We start from the raw sequence: 21,888 nt of genomic DNA, 5'->3' as shown, positions 1-21,888 counted from the left end.
GTTTAATTAACCGCTTTTCCTGACAATCTTTTTTTTATGTCTTCCTGAATAATTTTATCGTATTCAATCATCAGACTTCGTAATACTTTATTGTCGACATCAAAACAATGCCCGTCCACTTCGTTTACCGGAAGTACTTTTGGCGAAGTACCGGTTATAAAAGCGGCATCAAAACCAGTTAATCCATCCAGTTGTATTTCATCCTCAACTACTTTTAGCTTGAGGCGATTAGCACAGGCAATTGTTTTTTGCCTGGTGATTCCCAACAACACCTGCTTGCCCGGAGGTGTAATTATTTCATTGCCTCTTATAAAAAACACATTACTTCGGCTTCCTTCGGTAATTCGCTCTTCATGATCAACCAACAGCACTTCGTAAAAACCTAAGGTTTCCATCAGTCGGTTGGCTTGTTTGCGTACTTCGGTTTGAAAAACTTTGGCGTTTGGATTCATACGTTCAGCGTGTAACAATCCGCAACGAATTCCAAGTTTGTACTGTTCTGCCGAAGGATAATTATGCGCGATAAAAAAAGCTTTCAGGTTGGTTTTGCACGAAATCAGCACATTCCCCTCATCCACCTCATTTCGTACAATTAGCTGATTTAAAAAGGCCTCCAACTGCGCACAGGTATAACGGATTTCTTTTCCGGCCAATTCTGCCGATAACTGCATACGTTGCAAATGTTCATCTAAAAACAGTGGAATTCCGTTAACAACACGTAAAACTTCGTAAATGCCGCCTTCGTTTTCGGCCGGCACAAAAGTGGAAACCGGCAAAAGCCGATCGTTAAAAACAAAATATTTATGGAGTGGATAAAGTGCCATGTTCATCTTTTATGGTAAATTTATTGAAATGTTTCAAAAGCAATTCAAATGCCGCCTGAAATTCCGTTACCGATCCAATATAATCCTTACAAACATCATTTCAGTTTTCTGCTGAGCGAAATGGCTGAATGGCAAAAAAGCGACTGGAGCGTTACCGAAAAAACAATGCTTTTGATTGGGAATAACCTTTTCGATTTTTACCTCGGAGAATTAACGCCCGAGCAAATTTGCAAGGCTACCCTCACCTACTTCGAAACAAAAAACATTACCACCAAAACCGCTTTCAACAAGTGGATGGGAACCGCGGAGTGGAAAAAAATTACTTTACCCGACGAATCGAAATGGCTGATAAAAAAAGGAATTCAGGCCAATCGTTTCATTCATATTCATCCGGCAAAATTCTCGAAACACACCATTCGGGTACGCGCCACAACTTTAAAAACGGTGTTAACTTTATGTGTGCATAAAATTCCGATTCTGGATGACACAGAACTCAACTTAATGGCTGTTAATCAACAACGAAGTTCGTATCTGCAACTTTCGCCAATAAAATCGTTGGATGATGAAAATTCGGGAATTTTAAAACTCTGGCAACTATTTGTAAATGCCGGAGCACTTGCTCAGCCCTGAAGCTGCAAAACTTCAAGCACCGCATTTTTATAACTGCGTCCAATCGGCAATTCTTTTCCCGGCACTTCGATACTGGTTGAGGTAAATGCTTCGATTTTCGACAGCGACACAATAAACGATTTATGGATGCGCATAAAACCACTGTCGGGCAGTTTTTGCGACATGTGGGTCATGCTGGTTTTTGTGATGATCTTTTTGTCGGTGGTGTAAATCTGCACGTACTCGCTTAACCCCTCAACGTAAAGTATTTCGTTTAAATGCACTTTCAAAACCTTTTTATTCTCCTTCACATATATAAAGGCTTCGTCGGTTTTTCCATTGGTTGACGGGATGGGTTGAGCGGCCGGCGCATCGTCCTGAACCGACTGGTAATATTTATTTACCGATTTTAAGAAACGCTCGAACGTAATTGGTTTCAGCAAGAAATCAACCACGTCCAGTTCGAAACCTTCCAGGGCATATTCGCGGTAGGCGGTGGTAATAATTACTTTTGGCGGATTTTTTAATGTTCGCAGAAATTCGATCCCGGTTATCTGGGGCATCTGAATATCCATAAACATCAGATCAATTTTGTGATTATGAAGTTCCTGCAAGGCTTTCATGGCATCGCCGCATTCGGCACAAATTTCAAAATTATCTAATTTTTCAATGTGAGAGCGCATCAAGTCGCGTGCAAGAGGCTCATCATCAATAATGAGGCACTTAGTTTTCATGGTAATACGAAATTAGCTTTTGTTTTCTGTTAAATCCGAAGCACAAGCTTCAGTCTGTTTTCAATCTGTTAGTAAAATAGTACGAAAAACAGGTATAGTGTTACACTTTTACGGGTAAATTTCTATACTAAATTCTCTAAAATTGTCATCAATGTTCTCTACCAACCGGTGTTTTCCGGGGAAATTATAGTTTAAACGCCGGTAGGTAATTTTATTGTCTTCGTTATCGGCAATCGTAAAACTGTTGTCGCACCAAAAGGTAAACGAAAACAGCAAATACTTTCGCTCCGCTTTTATTATGACTGTACTTTCATAGGTTTCGTTACACTCGTAGGCCATTTTTATTGCCGAATTTATAAACGGAAGCAGTAAAAGTGGCGGAACGACGTACGATTTCAGGTTTCCGCTAACGATAAAATTACTTTTTAACCGCTCGCCCAAAGCATGGTTATGAATGGTCATAAACTCCTCCAGCAACTTTACTTCCAACTCCAGCGGTATTAGTTCTTCTTTTCCTTCGTAGAGGAAACGATTCAGGAAATTCGAGATATTTATTATCATTTCCGGTGCCGTTTCTTCCTTTTTTAACGACTGAACTTCCAGCTCTTCAATCAGTTCCAAAACAATGCGGGGTTGTAATTGATAGCGGTAAATTTCCAGTTCGGTTTCCAATTTCGAACGTAGCAATTCTTCTTTCTGATATTCGGCCCGGTACCACGAACTACCGGCTTTTATAGCCAGAAATACCAAAATAATATAATGATTACCAACTCCGCTGATCACTATATTTTTAAGATTCAGAAATCCGGGAGCAAACATCCTGCTTTTATCAAAAAGCCAAAATACAAGGTAGTTGCTTACCACTAATTCAATTACCGAAAATACAATGAGGAGGACGAAAATACCTGCTGCAAACAGTAAATAACGCCCTTTGAAGAATGTTCTGGGTAAAAGCCAGTAAGCAATTAAATAAGTGTGTGTTACAAAAACAGGCAAAGTAAGCAGGTAATACATGAGCCATATATGCAAGGAACCAATTCCTTCATTCAAAGTTTGAATAAAAGTGAATGCTATTACCCATGCCAGCCAAAAAACGACATGCAAAATATAATTCCGTTTAGCGATATGTAAGATGCCTGTCTTCATGTGTACTTTTTAACTCGAGGCGCACTTTAAATCGGTCGCCCAAATCTTTCACTTTCAAATCATAGCCCTGTCCGTTGTAAATAATGTTCAGGCGCCTTTTTAAGGCGCTGTAGCCACTTCCGCGTTCAATTTCTTTGGTCTTTTTCTGCAATCCTTCGGGCTTGCTGTTTTCGGTTTCAATAATTATTTTTTCATTAGTTGCTTGTACCAAAATGGAAATCCAGGGTGCGCCTGCATCTAAACTGCTGCCGTGTTTAAAACTATTTTCAATAAGCAGAAACAATACCATTGGAGGAATTTGCGCATTGGTTAAGTCTCCCTCGGTTGTGTAACTTACCTTTAAGCGTTTCCCGTAACGCAATTTCTCCAGCTGAAGGTAATTCTCCACCAGCTCCACTTCATCTTTTAGCGTTACAAATTCTTTCAGGCTTTCGTTAATTATATAGGTGAGTACAATTTTCATGCGGCTGATTACCTCGCTGGTTTTAACGGGATTAAGCAACGACAAAGCATACAAATTATTAATGGTATTAAACATGAAATGCGGATCGAACTGCGATTGCAAAAGTGTTGTTTGCGCTTTCCGGTGCTGTTGTTCCAGTTTTTTCCGCAGGTTTTCAGTAAGGATGTAATCTTTAACATATTTGGCAATACAAAACAGAGCCACAATAAAGGTCATGTCTTTTGTATTCATCACAATTAAACGAAGATTAAAAACTCCGTTTCCGGAAATATTTTCGGGGGCAATTGAGGCGTAGAAAATATAATCGGAGAACAATAATTTTAGTGCCGACAATCCAATTCCCACCAGTAAAAAAACAATGATAAACCAAAGTGGCTTAGCCTTTAACAACAGCTCGGGAACCAAAAGAAAAATAGTGATGTATGCATAGCCAAAAAAGAAAAAGGCATTGCCCAATGTGATTTCAAAAATATGGAGCAGACTATCGTTTTCGCTTTGAACAAATAAAATACCCGTAAACAATACCACGGTAACCACAAAGAATAAAAGATGCCTTGTTCCCCGGTAAAGCACACTGTTATTGTACATTAATTTGTTCATACCATTAACTCCCCTATCATAAAGGTAAAAACATTTATAAAAGCACTTTGGAGTTTAACATCAGACTGGCGGCGAAATCCTGCCGTTGACTGACAGAATTTGTCGTTTTGCAGCAAAAAAACTTCTATTCATTGAAAAGCCCTGCATTGCAACAACGCAGGGCCTTCGAGCAAACTACTCACTAATTTTATATTACCCTTTCATATTCTACTCACTCTGTCTTTTCAATGTTTTCTGTTTTTTATTTTCTGTTGAGAGAAAAAACCCCCGCCCCTCTGGCGGGGGTCATCTTTTCATACTTCTATGAAAAAAATTGCGCTGTACTGTAATTCGTTTTAAAAGCTGGCCTGATATTCGTCTTTCACCAAATCAGGGAAATAACAGGCAATCAAGCCCAGCAAATCGTCCTGCGATTTTTTGTTCTGGCAAATTACCCGCTGAGCGTAGTAGGCAACTCTATCCAGTTTCAAATCCATTTCTTCTTTTGGCAGTTGCTGGAAACGAGCCTCCATTTTCTTCACTCCAAACACATGGTTTCTGCAGGCATATTCAATTTCAAACTCGTCGGTGCGAACGATAAATGTTGTACATTTTTTTTCATCTTCGCACAAAACACCAATTCGAACAGGATTGCTGATATTTTCGTACGTTAACTCGTAAGTTTCCAACACCTGATCTTCGTAAACCATTGGTGTACTTGAATTAACAATAGTATACCTACCAAATTCGGTAAGTGAGTTTCCGGTCATTGCCTTTCCGTCTTTAATTTTTGCGGTGGCGCCCATGCTTAATAGTGCAAGGCAAATGCTTAATAGAACTAGTTTTGTTTTCATCGTGGTACTGTTTTAATTGTTTTTACACTTCAAATTTACGTAACTACCTGATGCAATGCTTTTTAATTCAGCATTCAGTAAATAACCACCAACCAACGTCAGGTTTTACTCTGCAAAATTCGTTAACTGTTATTCACCTGCATTCAAATACCGTTACCCCTGAAATTGTGTTGTTGGCTGTTCTACGAAATCAAACATTACTGATCTTAGGTAAAAGTTTTAGCCAGTGTTTCGCATAAAAAGAAAGTTTTAGGTTAATTTGCAGGCTATGGAAATTGCCTCGCTGAGCAACATAAAAAAAGAACTAAAGAACCTGCCGCCCGAGGTTTTGCAAGATGTAATAACGCGGCTGGCCAAGTACAAAAAAGATAATAAAGAACTACTGAGCTATCTTTTGTTTGAAGCTTATAACGAGGACGAATACATCAGGCAGGTGAAAGAAGAAATCGATCTGGAATTTATGAGCCTGAACCGAAGCAGCTTTTACCTGGCCAAAAAAACAATTCGGAAAGTTTTAAAAACCACCAAAAAGCACATTCGTTTTTCGGGTAAAAAAGAAACGGAAATTGAACTCTTACTGTATTTCTGCAAAAAGCTAAAAGACTCGGGCCTGAATTACAAACGCAGCCGGGTTGTTTTTAATATGTACCTTACCCAGGTAAAACGCATACAAAAAGTAATTTCCATGCTTCACGAAGATTTGCAATACGATTACCGCGAAGAACTGGAAGCCCTGTAAACTATAATTCTTATTTATTCTGAAAAATCGCCCCGAACATCCTTTTAACAAATACGTTACTGTTTTAAGGTTTATAAACAATTCTGTTTAACGATTAGCGCCATGCGAATTCTATTAACCGGAGCTACCGGACACATAGGAAAAAGACTATTGCCTGTGTTGCTGCACAAAGGACTTTGGGGAAGAATGTATTGGTACCTTTACAAGCCGCTTCGTTCACTTGTTTTTAAACGAATGCTAGCGAACATTGTTAAAGGATGAAAACTTACATTTGCAAAAAGAAAATGAATATGATTAACATCGCTTGGTTACGACGCGATTTACGACTGACTGATAATACCGCACTACAACATGCCCTGAAAAATGGCAACAAAACAGCGGTGCTTTTTATTTTCGACACCAATATTCTGGATGAGCTGGATAAAGACGACGCCCGCGTAACTTTTATTCACCAGCAACTTACAAAAATTGATCGGCAACTGCGTGAAATGAACTCGGGATTGCTGGTTAAAACCGGCGATCCGTTCAAAATCTGGCAAGAACTGATCAGCGGTTTTGAAATTAGCGAAGTACACTTCAACCGCGATTACGAACCCTATGCCACTAAACGCGATGAGCAGGTACAGCAACTTCTGCAGAAAAACAATATTTCAGCGTTCGCGCATAAAGACCAGGTAATTTTCGAGCCTCACGAAGTATTAAAAGCCGACGGAACGCCTTACACCGTTTTTACGCCCTACAAAAATAAATGGCTTGAGCATTTTAATCCACAGCAAATAAAAATTGAGGAGAAATTGAAAAAGAATGCATTCGCGGCCATTGAATCGTCAGTGCCTACTTTGGAAGATATCGGTTTTCAAAAATCCGATATCGAGGTTGAAGACTACGATTTATCAGTGGTTAAAAATTACAGGAAAACACGAAACTTTCCGGCAGTTCACGGTACCAGCAACTTAAGTGTTCATCTTCGTTTTGGAACAGTAAGTATCCGGCAAATTGTGCAGCAGGTGTATCAACAATCGCCCGATTTTTTGAGCGAGCTGGTATGGCGCGAGTTTTTTATGCAGATCCTCTTTCATTTTCCTCGCGTGGTGAACGAGAATTTCCGTACCAAATACAACGGCATTCAGTGGCGTAATAACGAGAAGGAATTCGAGCGCTGGTGTAAAGGCGAAACCGGCTACCCCATTGTGGATGCCGGAATGCGCGAGCTAAATAAAACCGGCTACATGCACAACCGCGTACGAATGATAACAGCCAGCTTTTTGTGCAAACACCTGCTAATCGACTGGCGATGGGGAGAGGCCTGGTTTGCCAAAAAACTGCTTGATTTTGAACTCTCGTCGAACAACGGCAACTGGCAATGGGCCGCAGGAACCGGTTGCGATGCAGCACCCTATTTCCGCGTTTTTAATCCAACCGAACAGGTGAAAAAGTTCGATAACGAAATGCTTTACATCAAAAAATGGGTACCCGAATTTCAGGATCTTAGCTACCCCGCTCCGATGGTTGACCATAAAATGGCCCGTAACCGGGCACTGGAAACCTACAAAAAAGGCATTGCTGAATAATTCCGTTCACTGCTCATCGATAACATAAAAACTTCAAACAAATTATTAACTTTAGCAACCAACTAAAAATTCTGCGATGAACAAAAAACTTTATTTGCTTACTTTATTATTACTCCCTTTAGTCACTTTTGCACAACAATCAGGAAATATAAAATCCACTCTGGAAATTTATAATATTGAGACGGATGAACGCGAGATAGTCCTAATTGAAGAAGACCATTTTGAAGCCCCCAACTGGAGTCGCGACGGCAATTTCCTGATTATCAACCAGCATGGCAAATTGTATAAAGTAGATCTGAAAACAAACAATAAGACACTGATAAACACCGGCTTTGCCGACCGTTGCAATAACGACCACGGCATTTCATTCAATGGCAAATGGCTGGCAATTAGTCATCAGGCCGAATCTGAGCCGGTTAACGGAGAACCAGCAAAACAAGGTTCGCGAATTTTTGTATTACCGATAGAAGGCGGAACACCAAAAGCGGTAACCCCAAACGTTCCTTCGTACTGGCATGGCTGGTCGCCCGATGGAAAACGACTGGCCTATTGTGCCGAGCGCAATGGCGAATACGACGTGTATACCATTTCGGTTGATGGCGGCGAAGAAAGCCGCTTAACCACTGAGCCCGGTTTGGACGACGGACCGGAATATTCGCCCGACGGGAAAACGATTTACTATAACTCAATGGCCTCAGGTAAAATGGAGATTTGGCAAATGGATGTCGACGGAGCGAATAAAAAACAACTAACCAATGACAAGTATTCCAACTGGTTTGCACACCCGTCTCCCGATGGAAAAAGTTTTGTGTATATCAGTTATCACGAAGACCAGGGAAGTGCACACCCGGGCATGAAAGATGTGTCGTTGCGCCTGATGAACCTCGCCAACGGATCGGTAAAAACCCTGTGCTCGTTCACCGGCGGACAGGGAACCATTAACGTACCTTCGTGGTCGCCCGATGGCCAACGTTTTGCTTTTGTTAGCTACCAGTACATAAAATAATATACACCGATACATAACTAATTTTCAGCCCCTCGTACTAATTGCTTTACCTGATTGGCTGCAAAAGGTTGAAACTTTTCCGCATATAACAAAAATCAAAATTACCTAACAATAAAAAATGAATACCGAAAAAACCTTTAACGAAGAAATACTTCCAACAGAGAACCAAGCGGAAGTTAAACCTGCCTTACTTGAACTTACTGAAGAAATTAACCACAACCTGCACAGTGCCGGAAAATGGAGCCAGTTTTTGTCCATCCTCGGATTTATAGGAACCGGATTTATGGTATTGGGAGGAATCAGTGTGAGTATCATGGCGGCATTTGTTCCTGTAGCAAAACCAGGCATACTCCCGTTTCCTATGGCTTTATTCGGATTTTTATACATCGTTTTTGCGGGTGTATATTTCCTTCCCATTTATTATTTGTTTCGTTTTTCAAGCAGCATAAAACAGGCCGTTGCTCTAGGAAAACAGGATCAACTGTCCGTTGCTTTCAACAACCTGAGGGCACATTACAAAACCTTTGGCATTATCATGATTGTTGCTATGTGTCTCTACCCCATAATGATAATTGGAATGATTCTGTTCGGAATATTCTCGGGTTTTGGAGCCGCTGGTGGTGGCATTCCGATGTAAAAGGGATTGAGGGACGGACTGAAGGATTGAAGGATTATGGAATTGAAGGACATACTGAATTCTATTCATTGGATGTTAGTCATTATTCATTGAACATTGATTATTGTAATATTGAAACTTTTGCCTTTTTTGTCTTTTGTCTTTTGCCTTTTGCCTCTTTTGCCTTTCTCTCCGCGTAACTCTGAGCCTTCTTTGTGCAACTCTGTGGTACAAATTGAAGAAGATTTTGACAACAAAAATGCTGACTATACACGAAAACCAGCACTAATACCGATTTAACAACAAAATGTCGCATACTTTCACTTCGTTCAGTCTCCTCCTTTGCTGTATTATCGGAATAAACCATTGTAAACTCTCTTATTGCCATGCGGCAAAATAAAGTACAATTGGTATAACAAAAACTCGTTGCTAGCAACTCGCGGCACGTAGCTTCTCTTTAAACAATTTCGTACTTTTGCGGCAGAACAAAAACAAACAAAATGAGCGACGACAAGAAAATAATTTTTTCGATGTATAAGGTGAGTAAAACCTACCCACCAAGTAAAACAGTAATCAAAGACATTTCGCTTTCGTTTTTCCTTGGAGCCAAAATCGGTATCATCGGTTTAAACGGATCGGGAAAATCGACCCTGCTAAAAATTATTGCCGGACAGGATGAAGCTTTTAACGGCGAATTGGTTTTTGCACCGGGCTATTCGGTTGGCTTGCTCGAACAGGAGCCTCAACTCGACGAAAGCAAAACCGTTATTGATGTGGTAAAAGAAGGTACGCAGGAAACCGTTGACATACTGAACCGCTACGAAGAAATCAACCAGCAGTTCGGATTGCCGGAGGTGTATGAGAACCCGGATAAAATGGATGAGCTGATGAAAGAACAGGCCGAGTTGCAGGAAAAAATGGATGCACTGGATGCCTGGAACCTCGACAGCAAACTGGAACGAGCCATGGATGCGTTGCAGTGTCCGCCAAACGATCAGCCTATAAGCGAGCTTTCGGGTGGTGAGCGCCGCCGTGTTGCACTGTGCCGTTTATTGTTACAGGAACCTGATGTACTTCTTCTGGATGAGCCTACCAACCACTTGGATGCCGAAAGTATTTTGTGGCTGGAAGCCCACCTCGATCAGTATAAAGGAACGGTTATTTGCATTACGCACGACCGTTATTTCCTGGATAATGTTGCCGGCTGGATTCTGGAACTCGACCGCGGCCAGGGAATTCCCTGGAAAGGAAACTACACCTCGTGGCTGGAGCAAAAATCGAAACGTCTGGAGCAGGAAGAAAAAGGCAGCCAGAAACGTAAAAAGACACTGGAACGCGAGCTGGAATGGGTTCGAATGGCACCGAAAGCGCGTCATGCAAAAAGTAAAGCCCGTTTAAGTGCTTACGATAAAATGCTGAATGAAGATGCCAAACAGAAAGAAGAAAAACTGGAGATCTTTATTCCGAACGGTCCGCGCCTGGGCGACAAAGTAGTTGAAATGGAAGGAGTGAAAAAAGGTTTTGGCGATAAACTGTTGTTTGAAGACCTAAGCTTTAAACTACCCCCTGCCGGAATTATCGGTGTTATTGGGCCAAACGGTGCCGGAAAAACCACACTCTTCAAACTGATTATGAAACAACTGGAAGCCGACGCCGGAAGCATCGACATTGGCGAAACCGTAAAAGTAAGTTACGTCGATCAAACCCACGCAGCCATCGACCCGGAGAAAACAGTTTACCAGGTTATTTCAGGCGGAACGGAAACCATAATGCTGGGCAACAAACAAGCCAATGCCCGTGCTTATGTAGGGCGTTTTAATTTTAATGGTGCCGATCAGGAAAAGAAATGCGGCGTACTTTCAGGTGGTGAGCGTAACCGTCTGCACCTGGCACTGGCTTTAAAATCGGAAGGTAACCTGTTGCTGCTTGATGAGCCCACCAACGATATCGATGTAAACACACTGCGTGCGCTGGAAGAAGGTTTGGATAACTTTGCAGGCTGTGCCGTTGTAATTTCGCACGACCGCTGGTTCCTCGACCGCATTGCCACGCATATTCTGGCGTTTGAAGGCGATGGACATGTGCATTTCTTTGAAGGTTCGTTCTCGGAATACGAAGAAAACCGCAAAAAACGCATGGGTAACGAAACTCCAAAACGTTTTAAATATAAAAAGCTGATGGCATAGGAAGCTAAGTGATTCTCCATTTTTGTGAGCCTGGCGAAGCGAAAATGCGAAGTATCACTAGTCCCGACCAACGCGTCGGGATCGAAGACCGAAGACGGAAGTAAAGCCCCGCTCTGTATAATTCAAACAAATACAGAACGGGGCTTTTTATTTGCGACTGGTTTAGTACCGTCCTTCAGGGCGGTGATTTTAGAGATAATACCAATTTGATGATAAAATGCCGTATTGGATATGCCGGTTATTTTCCGTTTGTACAAGGCGAAAAATTTTAGCATAGCCGAGCTACGTTATAATTTTTCAACGCAGTAGAAACGGAAAAGAACAAATTCATATGCGGCATTTTGTGGTCAATTTGGTATTAATGGCTAAAGCCTTTTTGTCTATTCACATTACAGTCACTGGGCTTAAGCCACGGTGAAAAAATAGCAAGGCTTGCTAAAAATAATCAGAAGCACTTTTCTAATACTTCTGCAATAACTCCAGCAATTTTCTATCCAGTTTGTGTCCGTGCCAGTCTTCGTATTCAATGTCTTTTCTTCCGGAATCGAGCAATCCAAAATCGCCCCTGAAATTCCATAAGGCAAAACCTATTTTGTTTTCGGCCAACACGCTAAGCACATCTCCGAACCAACTCAGAAAAACATCGTGTGGTGTTTCGCGCCAGCAACCGCATTCGCCACAATGTACACCTACTCCGTTTTTCACGGCATCAATCCAGGGTTTGTAAAACTCCTCAATGCTTTCGCGGCTGAATTGATTTCCATCGATTTCGCCCGGCCAAACCGGCATTGGTGCATCATCCAGATTTTCCCATACCCACGGAGCGCGGTAATGCGACACATAATGCGGATAATAACCCCGGCAACTCTGACCGATTTCCAAATCAAATAGCTCAGGAATCACATCGGCTCCCACATTGTTTCCATCGGCCACTACCAAATGCCCAGGATTATGGCTACGGATGGTTTCCAACGCTGTTTTGGCCACTTTGCGATACAACGCCCCGGGTATTGGCCCGCGCTGCGAAAACTGGTCGTTCATATCCTCGCGGCTACAAGGCTCGTTCACCAAATCGAAACTGATTTGCTTGCTGGAATACGAGGCAAAACGTTTGGCCCACATTCCCCAGTGCATGTAAAAAGCTTCCTGCGCCTTTTCGTCCTGCCACAAGTTATAAGGCTCATTAAAGCCGGCATTTACGCAAAATCCCGGGGCGCGGTGCAGGTTCAAACTTACATGCAGTCCGTATTTATTGGCTGTATCAACTAATTGCTGAATATTATCGACTTCTTTCTCATCGAAATTCAAAACCTCATCGGGCGTAATGTTCTTTGAAGGATCAAATTTTAAGTATCGCGGATACGCCATCGGAATACGGACAAAATTAAACCCCCAGTCGGCCATCCATTTAAAATCCTCTTCGGTGGAACCGCCGGCGCTACTGCCTTTCGCCGGTGAAAAATAATCGAGCAGGTTAAATCCGCGCCAGTGAGGTAAAGCGTTTGTAATTTGCGATTGTGAGGCGGACAAAGGTCCAGCCATACTTACTCCGACAGTTACCAGCCCGGTAGTTTTAATAAAGTTTCGTCGTTGCATAATTGGTTTAAATTGGTTGTGATTCAAAGATATCAGATTTTGTTCTATTCCTTGTTGTTCTGTATTGTTAAATACCTTCTCCACCTCACCGCTGTACACGCGGTTCTCTTCCCCACGAAGAGTCGGGCCAGGCTCTCTTTTAAGGAGGAGTACATCCCGATTAATCAGGATGGGAGGAGATCTTACTTCTGATCAAAAAAATCAGGCATTGCAGTTACATAAGTTTACCAAAAAAAAACTAACTTAGAAACCTAAACAAAACTAAACTACCTAATTATGAGAACTACGATTATTCTCCTGTTAAGCTTTTTTTTCGTTTTTGCTACGCACGCACAGCAATCAAAAATAAACGTTGTTGTAATTGGCGCCCACCCCGATGATGCCGATGTGGATGTTGGAGGCACCGCTTATCAGTTTGCACAAATGGAGCATAATGTATTGTTTGTATCACTTACCAATGGCGATGCCGGACATTTTAACAAGGGCGGCGGTGCGCTGGCCAAAATACGAATAAATGAAGCCGAAGAAGCGGGGAAACGGATTGGCGTAAGCTATAAAGTGCTTGACAACCACGATGCAGAGTTGATGCCAACACTTAAATTACGCCACGATATTATACGTATTATCCGAAACTGGAATGCCGATGTGGTAATTACACACCGTCCGTACGATTACCACCCCGACCACAGAAATACGGCCAATGCCGTTCAGGATGCTGCCTTTCTGGTGACTGTACCGAATGTGGCTCCCGATGTTCCGGCGTTAAAAATGAATCCGGTATTTTTGTATTCGCACGATAATTTTCAAAAACCCAATCCTTTTCAACCCGATATTACTGTAGATATTTCAGCCGTGTACGATAAGAAAATATATGGTATGGCAGCGCACGAATCGCAATTCTTCGAGTGGCTTCCCTGGTTGAACGGAATACTTGATGACGTTCCGGCCAACGAGCAGGATCGCCTGAAATGGCTGGGTAAAATGCGTTTAAACGCCCCCTCTCCTGCCATGCGTAAATCGCTGGAGAAATGGTACGACACCGAAACAGCGGAAAAAGCCACAGCAGTAGAAGCCTTTGAAATTTGCGAATTTGGCCGGCATCCTTCCGATGAAGATATACAGATTTTGTTTCCGATGTTGGGCAAATAATACTTTTTAAATTCTTTCTACTGTGGACTAACATAGTTGGGATCAACCACACTGCGATAATAGTCGCGAAAACCTATAACAGCCTGGTCAAGTCCGGGTACACCAAGCATTACATCCCCTTCGGTGTAATAATCGCGGGAGTAATAAGTTTGTGTTGTGCCCTCAACAAACTTTACAATCGACATGCCCGGAGCACTAAAAGCAGCCCCGTTAAATTCTCCCGACATGGTCCATGTTGCCATATAAATATCATCAGCAATGGCCTCCTCCTCTATCACGGTGTACAAGTCTGACGATCCGGCAAACAAACGCCCCAGAAACATAGCCATTGTGTCGGGGCCGTATATATCTACAATGGGATCGTGATACTCATAGTTGCTTTCCAGATGAGAAAGCACATTCATCCAGTTTTCGGCATTAAGTTCTACCAGTTGACGCCCCACAACAACCTGATCATTGTTTATCTCATCCTGCGAACTCAACTGGCTTTTTACCATGCTTACAGGCTCCTGAGGTGGAAGCGGACAGTCGAAAGTTGGATCAACAGCACACTTGTAATACGTTCTGAATCCCATTATCGCCTCATCTAAACCGGGCGTGGTAGCCATTATATCGCCCTCGGTATAATAATCCCGCTGATAATAAACCTGCGACGAGTTGGTCATGAATTTAAAAATAGAGATGCCTTTGGCCTGGTAAGGAACACCGTTGAAAGAGCCAGACATACCCCATGTTGCAGAATAGGTATCATTCATCAGGATTTCGTCCTCGACAGTTGTAACGAGATTTGGCGAAGCACCAATAATAAGCTGATTCAGAAATGCAGTCATATCCTGAATGCCGTTAATATCCACAATCGGATCGTGGTACTCTACATCATCGGTGTAGTACGGAAGCAAATCAGCTACATCAGATGCCTGCATTTCGAGCAAAGCCCGCCCAACTTCCAGTCGTTCCTGCTCGAGCGAACCGTCGTTTGAATCTACGTCTGAACAGGCCTGGGGAATTAGAATTGCAATGATGCCAACAAGCATCGCCAATAATTGAATAGACTTTTTCATGTGTGACCTCCTTATTTTCTGGTTAATTATAATTCGAACTGCCAACTTTATTTCAGCCACTGCTACAAGTGACTGCCAAAACGTTGCAGGTTCAATTGTTTTATAAGTTATGGAAAATACAGTTCTTATAAAATACTAAGACACACTTTTATAAGATTTTAGCCAATTAAAAACGCTCCTCGCGACATATTTATACAAGCTATGCCTCTCCTCCTTTCAATTTGCGGGAATAATCCCGTTCGGTGTGCCAGGTATCTCTATCATAGCTCTGCGTATTTATTGTGCGATGTCTTTCGAAGCACATTTTTAAGCACAAAAAAAGGATTCAGGCAAAGCCAGAATCCTTTCATTTCGTATAGTGTTTTTACTCTTAAACAAGCTCAACATTCACGGCGTTTTCGCCTTTTTTGCCCATTTCTTTGTTATACTTTACCTTGTCGTTCTCGGTAATTTCATCAATCAAACCTGTGTGGTGAACAAAAATATCTTCACCTGTTTCGTTTGCTGTGATAAAACCATAACCTTTGTCGTTGTTAAAAAACTTTACTGTTCCTTCAATCATAATCGTAATCTTAAAAATTCTATTAATATATATTTGCTTGCTTGTTAATTAATTAACAAACGTGTAAGCCATTCCTTTTTTCCCGGCGCGACCGGTTCTTCCTATGCGATGGATATAACTATCCATTGTTTGCGGAAGCTGATAATTGATAACATGCGTTACGCCATCCACATCAATACCACGGGCTGCCACATCGGTAGCCACTAAAACCCGCGTTTTACCCATTTTAAACATGCGTATAGCTTTTGTGCGGTAGTTTTGCGATTTATTCCCGTGTATTACGTCCGAATTGATGCCCACTTTGCGGAGCTGCTGACTAATTTTATCGACATTACGTTTTGTTTCGGCAAATAGAATCACCTTTTCAAAACCATCCCCATTCAATAAATTATAAAGCACCTGGAATTTATTTTCGTTATCTCCAACCCTGATAATATCCTGCTCAACCGTATCGGCCGCATTATTCAACCTACTTACGTTTATCCGTACAGGGTTTTGAACAAATTGTTTTATAAGATTTTGCTGTGCTTTTTCGTAGGTAGCCGAGAACAACATGGTTTGCTTACGGTTTTTCATCAGCGCAATAATTTTCTTAATGTCGTTAATGAATCCCATATCAAGCATGCGGTCGAATTCGTCGAGCACCAAAATCGGTGTGTTTCCGAGGCGCAGCGTCCCCCTCGAGGTTAAATCGTTTAGCCGTCCGGGTGTTCCCACTATCAGGTTTTGTTTTCTTCGTGCTTTGCCCATGTCGGTGTTAACACTGGTTCCGCCAATAAAACAGGCCGAAAACAGTTTGTGCCCCCTGGTTAACGATTTAAATTCATCTTCAACTTGCTGGGCAAGCTCCCTGGTTGGAACCACCACCAAACACGTGGTTGTGTTATCGGCCAGCATTTTTTCAATTACCGGAATTAAAAAAGCACCGGTTTTACCCGTTCCGGTAGCCGCAATGCCAATCATGTTCCGTCCCGCAATCAAATCGCTTATCGATTTTTGTTGAATTTCGGTTGGTTCAATATAGCCTTTCATGCGGATATTGTTTTTTAACGTTTCGCTAAGCGGCATTTCTTCAAAGGTTTGTTCGGCTATAAATGGAACCGTTTCAACCTTAACAGCCTGTTTTACCAGCAAAGCAGGATCTATTGTAGAAACCACTTTCTTTCGTGGAGTACGTTTTCTGGTATTGTTTTTATATCTGTTGTTATTCATGTATTCGTTAATTTGTTATCCGGCCCATCCGGACAATCGTTTTTGTATTCATTATTTTTTTTTGAATATGCTTCAGAAGGAAATTTTAAAGCCTTAGCTGTTGGAGCTAAGCGGCTTAAACAATGGCTGCGAAGTTTTAATTTCCGCACATTGTACTGTAATTAAAATGTTTTCTGAAACATTGTGGCCCAATAAACTTTTAAGAATATATAAAGGCCGGAGATTCAACATATTGCCATAGTTATACTTACGACAATTGCTTTTTATGCTGTATAATTTGTTAACCTGCTTTAATGCTGCGAAATAAAGGGAAACGGGTGATGGTAAGTGTGATAATTTTTTAATAATTCAACTAATTAATTTCTATAATTTCAATTTCAAAGAAATAAGTAAAATTGAAACGTCTTCAGAAAATTATTGTGAACAATTAAACCTGGAACGGATACTGTTGTGCCTTTTTAGTGGCAGAATATTTTACTAAACTATGAACTGCTGAATAAATATCAGCGCTGCAAAGCTACTCAAATAAAACTAACCACCAAATTAAAAAGCATTTAGCCTAAAAATAGCTGCTAAAATGCATCATTATTGGCATTTAATTGATAAAGCAACTACCAATGTTAATTATTTCGGCCCTTCGAATATTGGTTTTGCGCTATTATATTTACATTTATTGCGCCAAAGCTATAAACCGCTGAATACCTGCGGAAATAACATTTCGCCTTTTGAATAATTAAATACGAAAGGTTGACAATGGTACCATAAACGATAAATTATGAAACTAAAACTTACACTGATTCTGCTATTTTGCGTCACCATTTCCTTTGCCCAAAAAGACGTAATAGACGCAGCGAATAAGCTTATTGAATTAAAAAAATACGAATCGGCCTATAAACTGTTGGATAGTGCTGATCCGAATAATGAAAAACCGGAAATTGCAATTGCAAAAACCAGACTGCTAGTAAACTACTATGTTACAACCGAGATGCACCAGATTTTTGCATTAAAAGACTTAAACCCGGGCGAGGAACTGGCAGCTGTTCGTGATAGTGAAGGTAATTTTTCCAGCTACAAATTTTCGCCGAATACGGTATTGCCCGACCTGATTGAGAAATACCCCGATAATTATGAGTTGCAAAAAGAATTGGGGAACTTCTATCACGAGATTCATTTAAAATACGACAATAACTGGTTAGTTGCAGATTCGGTGTTGGTAGATAAATTTAAAAGCTATTATCTGAGTGCCTATGAAAAAGGAGTATTTGATTATTGGTCGGCCTATGGTATTGGATATGCCTGTCTGATCAATCTCGATTATGAAGCATCCATTCCATTCTTTAAAAAATCGGTTGAACTAAACAACAAGGACCCTTACAGCAATTATAACCTTGCCTATGCCTACTTATACACCGATCAAACTGAGAAGGGTATAGAAAGTGCCAAAAAAGCACTGGACCTGTATGACGATTCGGAATATAAAACAAATGCCGCCAGAATGATTGCGGTAATGTACCTCGAACTTGAGGATACGGTAAATGCCGTGGAGTATTACCAAAGAGCTGATGCCATTGAACCCAACAATTATTCAACGGTAAAAGCACTGCTTGAGTTGGAAATGGCGCTGAATATGGAAGCCTACAAGGAGCGGACCAGGCAGTTTTTCTTACTGGCACCGGAAGCTCCAACCGTTTACCAGGATTTGATGAGATTTTATTGGACCGTTAATAAACCCGACGAGTTGATTCAATTCCTATCAGCGCAAACCGGAAACTATTCTGCCGATTATACGGTGAGTGGAAATTTAAAATTCTATACCGCTTTAGTTCAACACGACAAAAAAGATTTTAAGAATGCCAAACTGAATTTCCGGTTAGCAAAAGAAGCTTACGAAAAAGTGCTGCCTTCCGATCATCAGGTGTTTAAAGTAATTGAATCGTATAACAATAAGCTGGCCAACTACGGTTCCTAAAATATCATACAACAACCTCGCCCTTACGAACGATGCTGTTATTTACTATTTTAAGTCTGAAAGTACTGTATTTTAAGACATCGTACGTTAGGCTGCGAGAATAATACCAATTTGATGATAAAATGCCGTATTGGATATGCCGGTTATTTTCCGTTTGTACAAGGCGAAAAATTTTAGTATAGCCGAGCTACGTTATAATTTTTCAACGCAGTAGAAACGGAAAAGAACAAATTTACATGCGGCATTTTATGTTCAATTTGGTATAATTATTGGTTCGCCAACGCGTACATTCTGCATGAAACGATTGCCTGACTTCAATTGTTAGTTTCTTGTCTTCAAGCGCTCATTTCTTAACTTGATGCGCTCATTGATAAAATCCACAAAAAACATTCATGATTCCCGGAAATCACCAACAGTGATGAAAGTGAGGCCTAACGACAGCATTTCATAAAAAAATCAGATTACAAGGCGCATACATCAGTTGTGCGTTGAATAACTGATTATTTGCGCCTTTAATTTACTTTCTCATCACCCCCGGGTTTCACCCGAGGTTAGTTACATTTTATCCCTTCGGGATATTGAATTTGAATACCAAGTTAAGACGACTTTATTGGCCAGCTATGTCGGAATTGCCAATTTTTCATGACGCTAAAAGCGTCTAATGTGATTAACCCGGTGCGTAGCGCCGGGAAGAAATGACCAAAGCGAAATCGTCCGGCGAAGAAAGCAGATCGAAGCCAGATGGTGCTTCCGGACGAAACACAAAAGGCAATACACCTAAAAAGATGGAGACTTTCAGAAAAAACATTCATGATTTATGGAATCACCAACAGGGATGAAAGGACATCAATATTGTTTCACGCAAAGAAAAGAAGAAGCGCAAAATTCGCAAAAGTATAGAATCTGTTTTGCGTGCTTTGCGAAAACTTAGTGATCTACTCTGCGTGAACTTTTTTGTTTTTACCAAAGTGATTTGCAGAAAAAAAAACCTCCCCGATCAACTCAGGGATGCTTTTGCTATTTCATTACTTAAAGCGGCTGATTATGCCTGCTCTAATTTTAATGTTTCAGTTGTTTGGTCGCAAACCTCGGTTGGCCCGAAATACTGAATAGGACCAGGATAAACAAACTCGGTTCCTGTTGCCCACTCACCACGTTTTGTTACGAAATATTTGTATGGAGCGCCATCCAGTTCAACCAGTGCTTTTTGAATTACCGGCTTCATGTGCCCGTGACGTTTTTCCATGTTCATCATCATGGTTACAGGTACACCACCTGCAATCCACTCATCGGCAGCTGCAGTTGTGTTACGTACCGATGCCATATAACCGGTTTTGCCTTCAGAAATAAGAACAGAAGCCGTGTAACCCAGCGAGTAACAGTAGTCGGCATCGAAGTTTGATGGAGCGGCACAACGTCCTTCGTAACCAAAGAAGTGGTACTGCGTGCCGAATTTACCGGCGAAATCACCTGCTTCTTTCATTTCATCCAAACGTGTTTTTACCATTTCGCCCAACAGCTTTTCAGTTTCGATTAACGATACCTGAACGTTTCCGTGCGGATCGCGATCTAAAGTTAACTGAGTAGCAATACCCGATGGTAACGAGCTGAATACATTTGAAGAAGTTTCGGAAAGATGACCGGCCACCCACTCGTTACGGTGACTTTTCTTCAGCATTTTAAATTCTTTCTCGCTTTCTGTTCCTTCAGCAAGCAGGTCGTTCAATTCCGAAATCAACGTTTTCATTTCAGGAATGAATTCGATCAACCCTTCAGGAATAAGGGCAACACCAAAGTTGTTTCCATCGGCTGCGCGGTTGGCAACAATACCGGCCATATAATCTACCACCTCGCCCAGGGTTTGTTTTTTCTCGGCAACTTCTTCCGAAATTAAGGTAATGTTTGGCTGCGTTTTTAAAGCACACTCTAAACCAATGTGCGATGCCGAACGTCCCATTAACTTAATAAAGTGCCAGTATTTTTTTGCTGAATTGGCATCGCGCTGGATGTTACCAATCAGCTCTGAATAAACTTTAGTTGCCGTGTCGAAACCAAACGAAGTCTCGATCATTTCGTTTTTCAGGTCACCATCAATGGTTTTCGGACAACCGATTACCTGAACACCTGAATTGATTTTTGCGTAGTACTCGGCCAATACGCAGGCGTTTGTATTTGAGTCGTCGCCACCAATAATTACAAGCGCGTTCAAACCAAGGTCTTTTGCAATTTCCAAACCTTTATCAAACTGTGCTTCTTCTTCCAGTTTTGTACGGCCCGAACCAATGATATCGAAACCACCGGTGTTACGGTACTCGTCGATAATATCAGCAGTAAGCTCCATGTATTTGTGGTCAACCAATCCACCGGGACCACCTAAGAAACCATACAGTTTACTATCAGGATGGATGTTTTTAATACCATCGAAAATTCCTGAAATTACGTTGTGTCCGCCCGGTGCCTGACCTCCTGAAAGGATAACACCCACGTTAACCGGCTGTCTGTCGGTTGCAGCATCGGCAGCTTCAAAAGTAATCAAAGGCATTCCGTATGTATTTGGAAACAGTTCGGCAATTTCTTTTTGGTCGGCAACCGATTCGGTTTTTGCTCCCTCAACCAATTTTACATTGCCTTTTAACGATTTAGGAAGTTTTGGCTGATATTTAGCCCTTTCTTTTTGTAATGCGCTAATACTCATGTCTGTTTATTTTTTAGCCGGAAATTGAAAACAATATTCCGGGACTATACTTTTACCGGAAAAACCGGCTTCAGTAATTATTAATTATTGATTTCTAATTTTTTAAGCAGACCAAAAATAAGGGAATTTGTGGTGAAATCCTATGTTAAAAAAACAGGATGAAAGGATTTAAAGTAAAGTTAAAAGGGAATTGGCAATTGCACCACTAATTGGCTTTATAATGAGGCTGTCCAAAAAGGCGGTCTCTTTTTTTATGCTGCAATTTCAGAATAGTAGTTTTTCATCCAGATTTTAGATTGTTGCTTTTTCAAGTTGTT

19 protein-coding genes are annotated in these 21,888 nt (G+C 41.3%); 9 read left to right on the top strand and 10 right to left on the bottom strand.

Annotation, left to right across the window (positions count from 1 at the left end; all coding sequences use genetic code 11):
• Positions 1-2 precede the first annotated feature (2 nt).
• Positions 3-824: an aminotransferase class IV gene (locus BMW53_RS18215; RefSeq protein WP_168136460.1), complete on the bottom strand. Its 822-nt coding sequence runs from the start codon at positions 822-824 to the stop codon at positions 3-5.
• Positions 825-872: 48 nt separating this feature from the next.
• On the opposite strand from BMW53_RS18215, the gene BMW53_RS18210 reads away from it, so the two are divergent.
• Positions 873-1,454: a hypothetical protein gene (locus tag BMW53_RS18210; RefSeq protein WP_074781098.1), complete on the top strand. Its 582-nt coding sequence runs from the start codon at positions 873-875 to the stop codon at positions 1,452-1,454.
• Here BMW53_RS18210 and BMW53_RS18205 read toward each other — a convergent pair.
• The 4 genes from BMW53_RS18205 to BMW53_RS18190 form a co-directional block, all read right to left on the bottom strand.
• Positions 1,445-2,167 carry a LytR/AlgR family response regulator transcription factor gene (locus BMW53_RS18205; RefSeq protein ID WP_038563317.1) on the bottom strand — a complete coding sequence of 241 codons (723 nt, stop codon included), beginning with the start codon at positions 2,165-2,167 and terminating at the stop codon, positions 1,445-1,447. The two genes, BMW53_RS18210 and BMW53_RS18205, sit on opposite strands and share 10 nt — an antisense overlap.
• A 108-nt stretch (positions 2,168-2,275) precedes the next feature.
• A complete protein-coding gene (locus BMW53_RS18200) occupies positions 2,276-3,313 on the bottom strand; it encodes a histidine kinase (RefSeq protein WP_139178246.1) in 1,038 nt (345 codons plus the stop codon).
• Entirely contained in the window at positions 3,285-4,376 is a 1,092-nt protein-coding gene (locus BMW53_RS18195; protein WP_038563328.1) for a sensor histidine kinase, read from the bottom strand. Before BMW53_RS18195 ends, BMW53_RS18200 begins: the two co-directional genes overlap by 29 nt.
• Before the next feature lie 335 nt (positions 4,377-4,711).
• A complete protein-coding gene (locus BMW53_RS18190; RefSeq protein WP_139178244.1) occupies positions 4,712-5,209 on the bottom strand; it encodes a hypothetical protein in 498 nt (165 codons plus the stop codon).
• Between the two features lie 268 nt (positions 5,210-5,477).
• Between BMW53_RS18190 and BMW53_RS18185 the strand changes: the two genes are divergently transcribed.
• The 6 genes from BMW53_RS18185 (at position 5,478) to ettA (ending at position 11,327) form a co-directional block, all read left to right on the top strand.
• A complete protein-coding gene (locus tag BMW53_RS18185; RefSeq protein ID WP_038563338.1) occupies positions 5,478-5,948 on the top strand; it encodes a hypothetical protein in 471 nt (156 codons plus the stop codon).
• Between the two features lie 102 nt (positions 5,949-6,050).
• Positions 6,051-6,209, top strand: coding sequence for a DUF2867 domain-containing protein (locus tag BMW53_RS20830; RefSeq protein ID WP_139178242.1), 159 nt, complete (start codon positions 6,051-6,053; stop codon positions 6,207-6,209).
• A gap of 29 nt (positions 6,210-6,238) precedes the next feature.
• A complete protein-coding gene (locus BMW53_RS18180; RefSeq protein ID WP_245749069.1) occupies positions 6,239-7,519 on the top strand; it encodes a cryptochrome/photolyase family protein in 1,281 nt (426 codons plus the stop codon).
• A 76-nt stretch (positions 7,520-7,595) separates the two neighbouring features.
• On the top strand, positions 7,596-8,525 hold the full coding sequence (locus tag BMW53_RS18175; RefSeq protein ID WP_038563343.1) for a TolB family protein: 930 nt from the start codon (positions 7,596-7,598) through the stop codon (positions 8,523-8,525).
• 118 nt (positions 8,526-8,643) lie between these two features.
• A complete protein-coding gene (locus BMW53_RS18170; protein WP_038563346.1) occupies positions 8,644-9,162 on the top strand; it encodes a hypothetical protein in 519 nt (172 codons plus the stop codon).
• A 479-nt stretch (positions 9,163-9,641) separates the two neighbouring features.
• Positions 9,642-11,327: an energy-dependent translational throttle protein EttA gene (gene ettA / locus BMW53_RS18160; RefSeq protein WP_038563355.1), complete on the top strand. Its 1,686-nt coding sequence runs from the start codon at positions 9,642-9,644 to the stop codon at positions 11,325-11,327.
• A 459-nt stretch (positions 11,328-11,786) separates the two neighbouring features.
• Here the strand turns inward: ettA and BMW53_RS18155 are convergent, their stop codons facing one another.
• Entirely contained in the window at positions 11,787-12,923 is a 1,137-nt protein-coding gene (locus tag BMW53_RS18155) for a glycoside hydrolase family 5 protein (protein WP_038563360.1), read from the bottom strand.
• 276 nt (positions 12,924-13,199) lie between these two features.
• On the opposite strand from BMW53_RS18155, the gene BMW53_RS18150 reads away from it, so the two are divergent.
• Positions 13,200-14,072: a PIG-L deacetylase family protein gene (locus tag BMW53_RS18150; RefSeq protein WP_038563365.1), complete on the top strand. Its 873-nt coding sequence runs from the start codon at positions 13,200-13,202 to the stop codon at positions 14,070-14,072.
• Between the two features lie 17 nt (positions 14,073-14,089).
• Here the strand turns inward: BMW53_RS18150 and BMW53_RS18145 are convergent, their stop codons facing one another.
• The 3 genes from BMW53_RS18145 to BMW53_RS18135 form a co-directional block, all read right to left on the bottom strand.
• Entirely contained in the window at positions 14,090-15,133 is a 1,044-nt protein-coding gene (locus BMW53_RS18145; RefSeq protein WP_074781096.1) for a nuclear transport factor 2 family protein, read from the bottom strand.
• Positions 15,134-15,503: 370 nt separating this feature from the next.
• On the bottom strand, positions 15,504-15,695 hold the full coding sequence (locus BMW53_RS18140; protein WP_038563374.1) for a cold-shock protein: 192 nt from the start codon (positions 15,693-15,695) through the stop codon (positions 15,504-15,506).
• Positions 15,696-15,743: 48 nt separating this feature from the next.
• A complete protein-coding gene (locus tag BMW53_RS18135; protein WP_051568121.1) occupies positions 15,744-16,907 on the bottom strand; it encodes a DEAD/DEAH box helicase in 1,164 nt (387 codons plus the stop codon).
• A gap of 775 nt (positions 16,908-17,682) precedes the next feature.
• Between BMW53_RS18135 and BMW53_RS18130 the strand changes: the two genes are divergently transcribed.
• The gene (locus tag BMW53_RS18130) at positions 17,683-18,876 is read left to right on the top strand and encodes a tetratricopeptide repeat protein (protein ID WP_051568122.1); all 1,194 of its coding nucleotides are present in this window, start codon (positions 17,683-17,685) and stop codon (positions 18,874-18,876) included.
• 1,042 nt (positions 18,877-19,918) lie between these two features.
• Here the strand turns inward: BMW53_RS18130 and BMW53_RS18125 are convergent.
• Positions 19,919-21,571 (bottom strand): diphosphate--fructose-6-phosphate 1-phosphotransferase, encoded by a 1,653-nt coding sequence (locus BMW53_RS18125; protein WP_038563379.1) that lies wholly within the window; start codon positions 21,569-21,571, stop codon positions 19,919-19,921.
• Positions 21,572-21,888: the final 317 nt, after the last annotated feature.

It is taken from the genome of Draconibacterium orientale, assembly GCF_900111425.1.
Taxonomy (GTDB): Bacteria; Bacteroidota; Bacteroidia; order Bacteroidales; family Prolixibacteraceae; genus Draconibacterium; species Draconibacterium orientale.
Note: the sequence above shows the minus strand (reverse complement) of the source record. Positions and strands in the feature narration are given on the sequence as shown.